Consider the following 12,056-nt stretch of genomic DNA (forward strand, 5'->3'; position numbering starts at 1 on the left):
CATGTATCTGATTGATGGAGAATTGCGCGCCCAGCTCACGGCGGACGACGCGCTGGCCGCGCTACGCGCCCGACTGGCCGACACCCTGGCCGCGGAGCCGGATGTCGAGGCCGTACTGTCCTGCGCCGAGCGTTTCGCCGACGCGCTGGCGCGCGCCGGCGGCCACCCGCTGCTGGACGAGGCCGGCCGCCTCGCCCTGGCGCGCTTCTGCCGCCGCGAAGCGCTGCAAGCCAAGCTGGAGCGCGAACTGGGCGAGCGGCCGTTCTCGCTGCGCCGTCACGACTACCGCGAAGCGCGCTTCGAAGCCTGGCGCCCGCTAGGCCTGGTGCTGCACATCACCCCGTCCAACGCGGCGCTGCTGCCCTTCATGGCGGCGCTGGAAGGCCTCTTGGCCGGCAACGTCAACTGGCTGCGCCCCAGCGCCAGCGACCAGGGCCTGAGCGCGCGGCTGCTGGCCGAATTCCTGCGCCACGACCACGGCGGCCGGCTGGCCCGGCGCGTCGCCGTGCTGCCCATCGCCAGCGACCGGCTCGCCCCGCTGCTGGCCGAGGCCGACGCGGTGTCCGCCTGGGGCGGCGACGCCGCGCTGGCCGCCATCCGCGCGCAATTGCCGCCCGGCTGCCGCTGGATAGACTGGGGCCACCGCGTCAGCTTCGCCTATCTCGACCCGGCAGCCGGCGACGCGCAGCTGAACGCGCTGGCCGACGATGTCTGCCGCCACGACCAGCAGGCCTGCTCCAGCCCGCAATGCCTGCTGGTGGACTGCGACGACGCGGAAACGCTGCGCGGCGTCGCCGCGCGGATGGCCGCCGCGCTGGCGCGCCGCGCGCCGCAGTGGCCGGCGCTGCGGCCCGACCTGCAGGAAGCCGCCGAGATCAGCAGCCAGATGGCCTTTCTACGGCTGGACCAGGCCTTCGCCGGCCTGGACGGCGAAGTGCTGGACGGCGAAGGCTGGCGGCTGGCCTGGAACGCCCGCCATGAACTGGCGCCGTCGCCGCTGTTCCGCACCCTGCAGTTGCGGCCGGCGCCGCGCGCCGAACTCTCCGCCATCCTGCGCCCCTGGCGCACCCGCCTGCAAAGCTGCGGCCTGATCGCCCCGGCGGCGCGCCTACCGGAACTGAGCCGCGCGCTGCTGGCGGCCGGGGTCAGCCGCGTCGCGCCGGCCGGCCGCATGCACGACGGCTACGACGGCGAGCCGCACGACGGCGTCTACGCGCTGCAACGGCTGTCGCGCCGGGTGTCGGCCACGCTGGACGCCGCCGCGCTGCCCGGCCACGCCCAGCTGGACGCGCCGCCGGCCGAGCCCGAGGGCCTGGCCGCGCTGCCGGTGATGGACAAGGCCGACTTCCAGCGCCAGGGCGCCAACGCCAAGGCCCAGCTGTTCTTCCGCAGCGGCGGCAGCAGCGGCGCGCCCAAGCTGGCCGGCTTCAGCTATCGCGACTACCACCGCCAGATGCGCGCCGCCGCCGACGGGCTGTTCGCCGCCGGGCTAGACCCGGCCGCCGACCGGGTGATGAACCTGCTGTACGGCGGCAAACTGTACGGCGGCATGCTCAGCTTCTTCACCATCCTCGACCACATGGGCGTCGCCCAATACCCGATGGGCGGCCCGTCCGACGACGATTTCAGCGAGATCGCGCGCTTCATCGTCGAGCAGAACATCAACACCTTGGTCGGCATGCCCGGCACCTTGCACCGGCTGTTCGAATGCGAGAACAAGCTGTTGCGCGGCTACGGCGGCGTGCGCAAGGTGTTCTTCGGCGGCGAGCACATCAGCGACGGCCAGCGCGCCTACATCGGCAGCTTCGGGGTGGAGCTGATCCGCTCCGCCCTGTATGGATCGGTGGATGCCGGCCCGCTCGGCCACGGCTGCCCCGGCAGCGCCGACGGCGAATTCCACCTGCTGGCCGAAACCCAATGGCTGGAAGTGTTGGAGCAGGACAGCGACCGCCCCGCCGCCGCCGGCGAAATCGGCCGCCTGGTGTTCACCTCGCGCGAGCGCGAAGCGCAGCGGGTGCGGCGCTACGACCTGGGCGACCTGGGCCGCTGGCTGCCCGGCCGCTGCGCCTGCGGCCTGGCAACGCCCCGCTTCCAGCTCACCGGCCGCCACGGCGCGCTGCTGCGGGTCGGCACCATTTTCGTCAATCCGGGCGAGCTGAGCCGGCAAATAGGCCTGCCGCTGCAATGGCTTGTGGACCAGGCGGACAGCGGCTGCGACCGCATCCGCCTGCTGGCCGACGGCGAGCCCAACCGCATCCGCGCCCAATTGCTGCAGGACCCGATGCTGAGCGAAGTCGTCGGCGGCGGCCTGCTGAAACTGGAAATCTCCCCGACGCCGGCGGCCGAATTCCGCCGCCATCCGCACAGCGGCAAGACGCCGCTGGTGCTGGACCTGCGCCGTTAAACCTTGCGCCGGCCGTCCGCGGACGCCGGCGCCGAAGCCGCAATCATGAATCCAAAGCTGAAATCACTCGTCGACCACGCCCGGCGCCATTCGCCGTTCTATCGCCAGCTGTACCGCGCGCTGCCCGCCGAGGGCTGGCGGCTGTCCGACCTGCCGCCAGCCGATCCCGACCACTACTGGCGCGGCTCGCAAACGCTGCGCGACTGGCCGGTGCTGACCGCGCCGCTGGACGACGGCCATGTCTTCAAGACCGGCGGCTCCACCAGCGAGGGCAAGCTGTCGGTCTTCAGCCGCGCCGAGTGGCAAGCCTTCGTCCAGGCCTTCGGCGGCGGCGTCGCCCGCCAGCTGCGGGCCGGCGACCGCGTCGCCAACCTGTTCTTCGCCGGCGACCTCTACACCAGCCTGCTGTTCATCCACGGCGCGCTGTCGCGCGCGCCGCTGCCGCTGGTGGAATTCCCGTTCACCTGCCATGTCGACGACGCCGTGCTGGCCGACGCCATCCGCCGATATGAGATCAACGCGCTGACCGGCGTGCCGGCGCAGCTGCTGCGCTTCGCCCACCACCTGGCGCATGCCGGCCAGACGCTGGCCGGCGTCGATACCGTGCTGTATGGCGGCGAAAGCCTGTTCGGCGAGCAAGTGGCGCTGCTGAAACAGGCTTTTCCCCGGGCCCGCATCGCCTCGGTGGGCTGCGCCAGCGTCGACGCCGGCCTGATAGGCTACGCCGAGCCCGGCTGCCGCCACGGCGAGCACCGGGTGTTCGACGACGACAGCCTGGTGGAGATACTGGACGAGGCCAGCGGCGAGCCGATCAGCGAAACCGGCCGCTGCGGCGTGCTGACGCTGACCAATCTGCAGCGCCGGCTGATGCCGGTGATCCGCTATCCCACCGGCGACCTGGCCTGCTGGCGCGAGCCGCCGGGGCCGGCGCGCAAGTTCGCGCTGCAGGGCCGCTCCGGCCAGGGCCACCGCGTCCGCGTCGGCACGCTGTCGCTGTTTCCGGCGCAACTGGCGCCGCTGCTGGAAAGGCATGCCGAGCTGTTGGCCTGGCAGCTGGCGATAGAACGCCGGGACGGCCGGGACGCGCTCAGCCTGCTGCTGGCCAGCCGCCGCCAGCTGGATTGCGCGGCGCTGCGCCAGGACTTGCTGGCCGCCCAACCGGCCATCGCCGCGCTGTGCGCGGCCGGCCAGCTGCGCCTGGACATCGTCCAGACCAGCCCGGAGCGGATGCGCACCCATCCGCGCTCCGGCAAGCTGATGCGGGTGGTGGATCTGCGCGACTACCAAGCCGAGGAGGCGCAGCCATGAGCGCCCGCCATCCCGCCGCCGCCTGGGCGCGCGACTACCAGGCCGGCGACGCCGCCGCGGTCAGCGCGCTGTTCCGCGCGGTCTACGGCGACCACTACGTGTATCCGGACGTCTACCTGCCCAGCCAGATCGAGCAACGCAACGCCAGCGGGCAATGGCATTCGGCGGTGGCGCTGCTGGACGGCCGCTTGGCCGGCCATGCCACGCTGTGGCTGGACCCGGCGCGGCCCGGCCAGGCCGAGCTGGCCTTGAACGTGGTGCATCCGGACGCGCGCGGACGCGGCGTGGCCAGCCTGCTGGGACGCCATCTGCGCGCCGCGGCCGGCAGCCTGGGCTGCGGCCTGCTCACCATCAAGCAAGTCTGCTCGCACCCGCAAAGCCAATACCTGGCGCAAACGCTGGGCTTCCACACCAGCGCGCTGATGCTGGACTACGTGGATTCGCCGTTCGGCAAGCCCGAGCCGGAAAGCATCGTGCTGGGTTGCCTGCCGCTGCGGCCGCGGCCGTTGCCCGAACTGGCCTGGCCGGCGGAATGGGAAGAATGGCTGCGGCCGCTGCGCCAGGCCTTCGGTCCCGGCGCGCCGGCGGCGGCGCCGACGCGCTTGCCCGGCCTCAGCCTGGCGCGCCACGGCCAGCGGCTGGAAGTCGTCGTTCCGCAGCCCAGCGCGGCGCGGCTGGCGGAAATCGCCGCCCTGCCGGCCGGCCAGCTGATCTACCTGAAGCTGGCGCCAAGCGCCGACGCGCTGGCGCTGCGTCCGCGGCTGGCAGAGGCGGGCTTCCGCTTCGGCGGCCTGCTGCCCGATGCCGGCGGCGGCTGGCTGCTGTTGTTTCTGCGCGGCCAGCGCGGCGACGCCATCCGCTTCTGCGACGCCGGCGCCGAACAGCTATACCGGCTGGATTTGCAGCCGGCGGCTTAAGACGGACGGGCCGCGTCCAGCGGCTCCACCCGCACCGAGGTGCCGTAGCACAGCACCTCGGTCAGGCCGGCCATCACGTCGGTGGCGTCGTAGCGCATGCCGATCACCGCGTTGGCGCCCAGCGCCGCCGCGTGCTCGCACATCAGCGCGTAGGTTTCGGAGCGCGCCTGCTCGCACAAGCTGGTATAGATGGTGATGTTGCCGCCGAACAGCGACTGCAAGCCGCCGAGAAAATTACCCACCACCGAGCGCGAGCGCACCGTAATTCCGCGCACCACGCCCAGATTGGCCACCACCCGGTAGCCGGGCAGATCGAAAGTCGTGCTGACCATTTTTGCCGGCAACATCGCATTCTCCTCAAGTCGGCCCGCCCGATGCGGGCCGGAAACGAATCGGGAACCGCCGCGCCTCACAGCGCGCGATACTCGCCTGCCTGCAGACGCGGCACGCAGGTGCTGACATCCAGCTGCGCCGCCAGTTCGATATCGTCGGCGAAGCCGCGCTCGATCAGTTCCAGGCTGGACGTGCACTGGCGCAGATGGCTGAGCAAATCATGCCTGGCCAGCAAGAACGCCGCTTCGGCCGCCTGCGCCTCCGGCGACTTGCTGCCAGTCAGCCGGTGAATGATGGCGCCGGCGCCGATGAAGTCTTCGAAGGCGAAACGCAGCTCGCCGTCCGGTGCGCGTTCGCCCGCGGCGATCAGCCGCACCGGCGCGCCCTGGCTGCCGGCGTATGCCGCCACCGCGGCGGCATTGCGCAGACAGCCCGCCACCACCTCGCCCGCCGCGCACTCCAGGCTCAAGGCGGCGCCGTTCGGCGAGGGCAGCACCAGCCGGCTGCCGGCGCTCAGCGCCCGCATCGAGACCGGCGACAACGATAGCTTGTTGCGGCTGCGCTTGCCGGCCAGCTGGGCCTTGCGCTCGGCGGCGAAGGCTGCGGCACCCTCGTCGTCGGGACGAAAAGGCAGCAGCGCCGCGCCGCAGCCGCAGCCGATGTCGACGCAGGTGCTGAACGACAGCACGTCGACAATCACGCACAGCGCCGCCTGCCCATCCAGCCGACGCACGCCCGGCAGGCCCCATTCCAGCCCAATATCGTATTCCTGCTGCCCTTGATACATCATTCCCTCTGTACGAAAAAACCGCCACCAGCCCTTGAAGGCTGATGGCGGCGTCACTGATGGTTTTCCAGTACTGCGCCGCAAACACTGCCACGGCAGCATGACAAGCCGGTGATGCCTGTGATTCAGTCGCGGTATTGCAGCGTCAGCAGATACTCTCCGCCATGCTCCCCCGCCCGGGCCACGATGCGCCCGTCGCCGCTCAAGCCGGCGAAATCGCCGCTGCCGCTGCCCGGCATCACCCGCAGCGAACCGCTGACGCCGGCCGCGGCGGAATACACGCCGTCATGCCGCAGCACCAGGCTGCCCTGCCGCTCGCCCCAGCGCGCGACCACGCGCTCGTAGCCGATGAAGCTCACCTCGCCGCCCTCGTCCGCCGGATACAGCAGCTGGTACTCCAGCCAGCCTTGTCCCTCCAGGCTGCCGCTCAGCGCGTTGACGATGCTGGCGCGCTTGAGCTCGCCGGCGCCTTCGGTCTGCTGCAGCAATTGCTCGCTCCATGAGCCGACGTCGAAACGGCAGCTCAGGGAAACCGCGAGATGTTGGCTCATCGCTCCGCTCCTTTGGCCATTGGCTTACAAGCATAATCGTTGACGCGCGCCGCAGCCAGCGCCGCGCAAACAAAAACCGCCGCCAGCGCAAAGCGTGGCGGCGGCGCGACGGAACGGGTCCGCGTCAGGCCAGCAGGCAGGACGATTGCGTTTCGCTCGACAGCTTGCGCAGCTTCGGCACCTCCTGCGCGCAACGCTCCACCGCCTGCGGGCAGCGGGTGCGGAACACGCAGCCGGACGGCGGGTTGATCGGGCTGGGCAGATCGCCCTGCAGGATCTGGATCACCTTGTTCTTTTCCTGCCGCGGGTCCGGAATCGGAATGGCGGACAGCAGCGCGCGGGTGTACGGGTGCGAGGGCACGTCGTACAGCGCGTGCTTTTGCGCCAGCTCCATTTCGCGCCCCAGGTACATCACCAGGATGCGGTCGGAGATGTGCTTGACCACCGCCAGATCGTGGGCGATGAAGATCAGCGCCAGGCCCATCTCGCGCTGCAGTTCCTTCAGCAGGTTGATGATCTGCGCCTGGATCGACACGTCCAGCGCCGACACCGGCTCGTCGCAGATGATCAGCTTGGGCTCCAGGATCAGCGCGCGGGCGATGCCGATACGCTGGCACTGGCCGCCGGAGAACTCGTGCGGGTAGCGGTTGATCATCTGCTCGCGCAGGCCCACCCGCTTCATGATGGCCTTGACGCGCTTCATCACCTCGTCGGCCGACAGCTCGGGCTTGTGCACGCGCAGCGGCTCGCCGATGATCTGGGCGATGGTCATGCGCGGATTCAGCGACGCCAGCGGATCCTGGAAGATCATCTGGATGTCCTTGCGGACGCTGAGCCAGTCTTTGGCGCTGCCTTGGCGCAGGTCCTTGCCCATCCAGACGATTTCGCCTTCCGTCGCCGGGATCAGGTTGAGGATGGCGCGGCTGAGGGTGGACTTGCCGCAGCCGGACTCGCCGACCACGCCCAAAGTTTCGCCGGCGAAGAGGTCGAAGCTGACCCCGTCCACCGCCTTCAGCGTTTTCTTGGGGCTCCACGGCCAGGCGTCGCCGCCCTTGACCTGGAAATGAACCTTGACGTTGCGTACCGACAGGATCGGCTGCTTGGCGGTTTCAGACATGCGTCACCTCCTCGGCGGCTTTGACCAGTTCTTCCGCCGGCTTGTGACAGGCGCGCAGAATCTGCGGATTCAGGCTGCTGGCGGCCAGCGGCGGCAGCTCGCCGACGCAGCGCTCGCTGCTGTGCACGCAGCGCTCGCTGAACGGACAGCCCTTGGGCATATTGGCCATATTAGGCGGATTGCCGGGGATGCTGACCAGCTCGGAGCCGTCGTGGTCCAGCCGCGGCAGCGCGCCCAGCAGGCCGATGGTGTAGGGATGGCTCGGGTGGTAGAAGATGTCGTCGGCGCGGCCGTACTCCATCGCCCGGCCGCCGTACATCACCAGCACGTTCTCGCACAGGCCCGCCACCACGCCCAGGTCGTGGGTGATCATGATGATCGAGGTGCCGAAATCGCGCTGCAGGTCCTTCAGCAGCGTCAGGATCTGCGCCTGCACCGTCACGTCCAGCGCGGTGGTCGGCTCGTCGGCGATCAGCACTTCCGGCTCGCACAGCAGCGCCATCGCGATCATCACCCGCTGGCGCATGCCGCCGGAGAATTCGTGCGGGTACATATTGATGCGCCGCGCCGCTTCCGGGATGCGCACCGCGTCCAAAAGCTCGATCGCGCGCTTTTTGGCGTCGCGCCGGCTCAGGCCCTTGTGCAGCTCCAGCACCTCGCTCATCTGCCGCTCCACCGTCAGGTAGGGGTTCAGCGAGGTCATCGGGTCCTGGAAGATCATCGAGATGCGGTCGCCGCGGATCTTGTTCAGATCCTTCGCGCCCATCGCCAGCAGGTTTTGGCCGTGGTACAGCGCTTCGCCGCTGGTTTTGCCGTTCTTGGCCAGCAGCCCCATCATCGCCAGCACGGTCTGGCTCTTGCCGGAGCCGGATTCGCCGACGATGCCCAGGGTCTGGCCCTTTTTCAACTCGAAATTCACGCCGTTGACGGCGTTGACCACGCCGTCGTTGGTCTGGAACTGAACCCCGAGGTTAGTTACTTTCAGAATGCTCATGGCTTGCCTCATCTATCCTGCGGGATCAGCGGTCTTTCGGGTCCAGCGCGTCGCGCAGGCCGTCGCCGATATAGTTGGCGCAATACAGCGTCAGCGACAACATCCCGGCCGGGAACAGCAGGATCCACGGCGTGGAGTCCATCACCCCGGCGCCGTCCTGGATCAGCACGCCCCAGCTGGTCATCGGCTCCTGCACCCCCAGGCCGAGGAAGGACAGCACCGACTCGGTCAGGATCACGCCCGGCACCGTCACCGTGGTGTAGATCACCACGATGCCCAGCAGGTTGGGCACGATGTGGCGGAAAATGATCACAGGCGTCGACACGCCGATCGCGTGCGCCGCCTCGACGTATTCCTTGGACTTGATCGCCAGCGCCTGGCCGCGCACCACCCGCGCCATGTCCATCCACGAGAACACAGTGATGGTCAGCACCACCAGGTAGAACTCGCGGCCCAAGAGCGTCACCATCAGGATGGCGATCAGCAGGTAGGGCACCGCGTACATCATGTCGACGATGCGCATCATCAGCGAGTCGACCTTGCCGCCGAGGAAGCCGGCGGTGGCGCCCCAGACTATGCCCAAGATCACCGAGGCGATGGTGGCCAGCAGGCCCACCATCAGCGAGATGCGGCCGCCGACCAGGCAGCGCACCAGCAGGTCGCGCCCCAGCGCGTCGGTGCCGAACCAGTGCATATTATGCAGCGTGGGCGCCTCGCTCATCGCGTCCCAGTCGGTATCGGCATAGCCGTTGGCCAGCAGCATGGGGCCGAAGATACAGGCCAGCGTGATCAGGCTGAGCACCACCAGGCTGACCACCGCCGCCTTGTTGCGGAGAAACCGGATGCGGGCGTCGCGCCACAGGCTGCGGCCTTCGACCGCCGCCTCGCTCAGGCCGTTTTCCAGCGCTACGGCCGCAGCCGCTTGTTTGCTCTTCATCATTTCCTTCGCCCCCTCAGTAGCGGATCTTGGGGTCGAGCAAGGCATAAGCCAGGTCGACGAGGAGGTTGAACACCACCGTGATCACCGTCACCAGCACCACCAGGCCCAGCACCAGCGTGTAGTCGCGGTTGGAGGCGCCGTTGACGATCAGTTTGCCGAGCCCCGGCAGGCCGAACACCGTCTCGGTCACCACCGCCGAGGTGATGGACGAGATGGCCAGCGGGCCGATCACCGACACCACCGGCATCAGCGCCGGCTTCAGCGCGTGGCGCAGCACGATGGCGCGCAGCGGCAGGCCCTTGGCGCGCGCGGTGCGGATGAAGTTGCTGTTCAGCACTTCGATCAGGCTGCCGCGCATCACGCGGCCGATAGTGGAGACGTTGATGAACACCAACAGCGAAATCGGCAGGATCATGAACTTCAGCTTGAAGTTGTCCCAGCCACCGGCCGGCAGCAGCGGCAGCCAGATGGCGAAGATCATCACCAGCACCGGCCCCAGCACGAAGGACGGGAAGGCGCCGCCGATATTGCCGAACAACATAACCAGATAATCGACGACGCTGTTCTGGCGCAGCGCGGCGATGGTGCCCAGCAGCACGCCCAGCACCAGCGAGATCAGGATGGCTCCGCCGCCTATGGTGGCGGACACCGGCAAGGCCTTGCTCACCAGATCGTTGACGCTCCAGTCGGCATAGCGGAAGGAGGCCCCCAGATCGCCGTGCAGCAGGCTGTTGAGGTAATACAGGTATTGTTGCCACGGAGGCAGGTCAAGATGGTACTTGGCCTGCAGATTGGCCAGCACCGCGGCGGAGACCTTGCGTTCGCCGTCGAACGGGCCGCCCGGCGTCAAGTGCAGCAACAGATAGCAGACCGTGATGACCGCCAGCAAGGTGGGGATCGTCGCCAGAATGCGTCGGAAAGTATAAGACCACATATCGAACTCCGCTTGGCGGGCGCAGCGCGGCCGCCCGCCAACGCGCGAGGCCGTGCCGCCGCCAATCTACATCTCAGGCCGGAGTCCGCCAGGCGGGCCTCCGGCCTCTGTTCATCCAGCGCGAACGCTGGCCGCTTGCATCACGCTCAGTGGGCGATGATGTAGAGGTCCTTGCCCTGGTAACGATCCAGCGGGCTCTTGCCGTAGCCGCCCACATAGGACTTCACCAGACGCGGCGCGGTGTATTGCAGCAGCGGCAGCATCGGGTAGTCGTCCATGATCATCTTGGTGGCCTGGGTGAACAACTGCTTGCGCTTGGCCGGGTCCAGCGACTGGCTGCCCTGCTTGATCAGCTCTTCCGCCTTGGGATTGCAGTTCTTGTTTTCGTTCTGATCGTTATTGCACTGCACCAATGCCAAGAAGGTGGTGGCGTCGTTGTAGTCGGCGTTCCAGCCGTTGCGGGCGATCTGGTAGTCGCCGTCATGGCGCTTCTTCAGCAGCACCTTGAACTCCAGGCTTTCCAACTCGGTGTTCAGGCCCAGCTTCGACTTCCACTCCGAAGCGGCGAAGATCGCCATCTTCTTGTGATAGTCGTTGGTGTTGTAGGTGAAGGTCACCTTGGTGCCCGGCTTGACGCCCGCTTCGGCCAGCAGCTTCTTGGCCTCGTCGACGCGCTTGGCCATCGGCCATTTCACCCAGTCGTAGGTGGAGGCGTCGGCGCCGGAAATGCCGCGCACCATCACGCTATAAGCAGGCGTCTGGCCGTCGGCGGTGATTTTCTTGGCCAGAATGTCGCGGTCGATCACCATCGACAGCGCCTTGCGCACGCGCACATCCTTCAGCAGCGGATCCTTGTTGTTGAACGAGTAGTAGCGCAGGGCCAGGAATTCGGTGTTGCGGATTTCCTTCGGGTACTGCGCCTTGTACTTGTCGAAGGTGCCCGGCGGCAACTGGTAGACGAAATCGTTCTGGCCGGATTCAAACAGTTTGACGTCGGCGTTGCTGTCTTCGATCGGCAGATAGGTGATCTTGGTCAGCTGGACGTTCTTGGCGTCCCAGTAGTTGGGGTTCTTGGCGGTGACAATCTTGCTGTTGACTTGCCAGTCCTTCAGCAGGAACGGACCATTGCTGACCATCTTGCCCGGCTTGGTCCAGTCCTTGCCGTACTTGTCGATGGTGGCCTTCGGCAGCGGCGCCAGCTGGGTGTTGGCCACCAGCGACGGCAGGAACAGCACCGGATAAGGCGTCTTCACTTCCAGCGTGTACTTGTCGACGGCCTTGACGCCCAGCGTGGAGGCCGGCTTCTTGCCCTCGGCGATTTCCTTGCCGTTGACGATGAACATGCCGTAGGTCGACGCGTACGGGGAGGCGGTCTTCGGATCGACGAAACGCTGCCAGCCGTAGACGAAGTCGCCGGCGGTCACCGGGGTGCCATCAGACCACTTGGCGTTCTTGCGCAGGTGGAACACCCAAGTATTGGCTTCGACTTCCTTCCAGCTTTCGGCGACACCCGGGAGAACCTTGCCGTAGACATCCAGCGTGGTCAGACCCTCGAACAGGTCGGCGGTGATGGTGTTGGCCGGCACGGATTCCGCCACTACCGGATCCAGCGTTTCCGGCTCGGCGCCGGTATTGCGGGTGAACTCCTGCTTGGCGGCCAGCTTGACGCCGGCGGGCACCTTGGCGGCCAGCACGGAACCGGAAGCCATGGCCAGCGCGACGGCGGCGGCGATCGCCTTCAGCGATTGCTTGTCAGTCATCTTCTACTCTC

Annotated in this window: 11 protein-coding genes; 3 read left to right on the plus strand and 8 right to left on the minus strand. The window is 67.8% G+C overall.

Annotated elements, in window-relative coordinates; all coding sequences use genetic code 11:
- Window position 1 precedes the first annotated feature (1 nt).
- From U6115_RS22330 to U6115_RS22340, 3 genes are read left to right on the plus strand one after another with little or no spacing between them, the layout of a single operon-like run.
- On the plus strand, window positions 2-2,404 hold the full coding sequence (locus tag U6115_RS22330) for an acyl-CoA reductase (RefSeq protein ID WP_043571809.1): 2,403 nt from the start codon (window positions 2-4) through the stop codon (window positions 2,402-2,404).
- Between the two features lie 45 nt (window positions 2,405-2,449).
- Window positions 2,450-3,712 (plus strand): phenylacetate--CoA ligase family protein, encoded by a 1,263-nt coding sequence (locus U6115_RS22335; protein WP_043571979.1) that lies wholly within the window; start codon window positions 2,450-2,452, stop codon window positions 3,710-3,712.
- A complete protein-coding gene (locus tag U6115_RS22340) occupies window positions 3,709-4,629 on the plus strand; it encodes a GNAT family N-acetyltransferase (protein ID WP_043571808.1) in 921 nt (306 codons plus the stop codon). The genes U6115_RS22335 and U6115_RS22340 overlap by 4 nt, the downstream gene beginning before the upstream one ends.
- On the opposite strand, the gene U6115_RS22345 is transcribed toward U6115_RS22340, so the two are convergent.
- The 8 genes from U6115_RS22345 to U6115_RS22380 all read right to left on the minus strand — a co-directional run bounded on the left by U6115_RS22345 (window position 4,626) and on the right by U6115_RS22380 (window position 12,045).
- Window positions 4,626-4,976, minus strand: a complete 351-nt coding sequence (locus U6115_RS22345) for a YbjQ family protein (protein WP_052257886.1) — start codon at window positions 4,974-4,976, stop codon at window positions 4,626-4,628. The two genes, U6115_RS22340 and U6115_RS22345, sit on opposite strands and share 4 nt — an antisense overlap.
- 62 nt (window positions 4,977-5,038) lie before the next feature.
- The gene (locus tag U6115_RS22350) at window positions 5,039-5,752 is read right to left on the minus strand and encodes a 2-phosphosulfolactate phosphatase (protein ID WP_197465967.1); all 714 of its coding nucleotides are present in this window, start codon (window positions 5,750-5,752) and stop codon (window positions 5,039-5,041) included.
- 122 nt (window positions 5,753-5,874) lie between these two features.
- Window positions 5,875-6,300, minus strand: a complete 426-nt coding sequence (locus tag U6115_RS22355) for a DUF3224 domain-containing protein (protein WP_052257885.1) — start codon at window positions 6,298-6,300, stop codon at window positions 5,875-5,877.
- Between the two features lie 124 nt (window positions 6,301-6,424).
- Window positions 6,425-7,417 (minus strand): murein tripeptide/oligopeptide ABC transporter ATP binding protein OppF, encoded by a 993-nt coding sequence (oppF, locus tag U6115_RS22360; protein WP_043571804.1) that lies wholly within the window; start codon window positions 7,415-7,417, stop codon window positions 6,425-6,427.
- Entirely contained in the window at window positions 7,410-8,411 is a 1,002-nt protein-coding gene (locus U6115_RS22365) for an oligopeptide/dipeptide ABC transporter ATP-binding protein (RefSeq protein ID WP_043571802.1), read from the minus strand. Before U6115_RS22365 ends, oppF begins: the two co-directional genes overlap by 8 nt.
- A gap of 25 nt (window positions 8,412-8,436) precedes the next feature.
- Entirely contained in the window at window positions 8,437-9,351 is a 915-nt protein-coding gene (locus U6115_RS22370; protein WP_080770131.1) for an ABC transporter permease subunit, read from the minus strand.
- A gap of 13 nt (window positions 9,352-9,364) precedes the next feature.
- Entirely contained in the window at window positions 9,365-10,285 is a 921-nt protein-coding gene (gene oppB / locus U6115_RS22375) for an oligopeptide ABC transporter permease OppB (RefSeq protein ID WP_043571798.1), read from the minus strand.
- 146 nt (window positions 10,286-10,431) lie between these two features.
- Entirely contained in the window at window positions 10,432-12,045 is a 1,614-nt protein-coding gene (locus tag U6115_RS22380; RefSeq protein WP_043571795.1) for a peptide ABC transporter substrate-binding protein, read from the minus strand.
- Between the last annotated feature and the right edge of the window lie 11 nt (window positions 12,046-12,056).

This window comes from Chromobacterium subtsugae (assembly GCF_035919665.1).
GTDB lineage: Bacteria > Pseudomonadota > Gammaproteobacteria > Burkholderiales > Chromobacteriaceae > Chromobacterium > Chromobacterium subtsugae.

What these genes read in the sequence shown, in the direction of transcription:
- U6115_RS22330 (WP_043571809.1), top strand. Translation starts at nt 2, where the DNA reads ATGTATCTGATTGATGGAGAATTGCGCGCCCAGCTCACGGCGGACGAC.
- U6115_RS22335 (WP_043571979.1), top strand. Translation starts at nt 2,450, where the DNA reads ATGAATCCAAAGCTGAAATCACTCGTCGACCACGCCCGGCGCCATTCG.
- U6115_RS22340 (WP_043571808.1), top strand. Translation starts at nt 3,709, where the DNA reads ATGAGCGCCCGCCATCCCGCCGCCGCCTGGGCGCGCGACTACCAGGCC.
- U6115_RS22345 (WP_052257886.1), bottom strand. Translation starts at nt 4,976, where the DNA reads ATGTTGCCGGCAAAAATGGTCAGCACGACTTTCGATCTGCCCGGCTAC.
- U6115_RS22350 (WP_197465967.1), bottom strand. Translation starts at nt 5,752, where the DNA reads ATGATGTATCAAGGGCAGCAGGAATACGATATTGGGCTGGAATGGGGC.
- U6115_RS22355 (WP_052257885.1), bottom strand. Translation starts at nt 6,300, where the DNA reads ATGAGCCAACATCTCGCGGTTTCCCTGAGCTGCCGTTTCGACGTCGGC.
- oppF (WP_043571804.1), bottom strand. Translation starts at nt 7,417, where the DNA reads ATGTCTGAAACCGCCAAGCAGCCGATCCTGTCGGTACGCAACGTCAAG.
- U6115_RS22365 (WP_043571802.1), bottom strand. Translation starts at nt 8,411, where the DNA reads ATGAGCATTCTGAAAGTAACTAACCTCGGGGTTCAGTTCCAGACCAAC.
- U6115_RS22370 (WP_080770131.1), bottom strand. Translation starts at nt 9,351, where the DNA reads ATGATGAAGAGCAAACAAGCGGCTGCGGCCGTAGCGCTGGAAAACGGC.
- oppB (WP_043571798.1), bottom strand. Translation starts at nt 10,285, where the DNA reads ATGTGGTCTTATACTTTCCGACGCATTCTGGCGACGATCCCCACCTTG.
- U6115_RS22380 (WP_043571795.1), bottom strand. Translation starts at nt 12,045, where the DNA reads ATGACTGACAAGCAATCGCTGAAGGCGATCGCCGCCGCCGTCGCGCTG.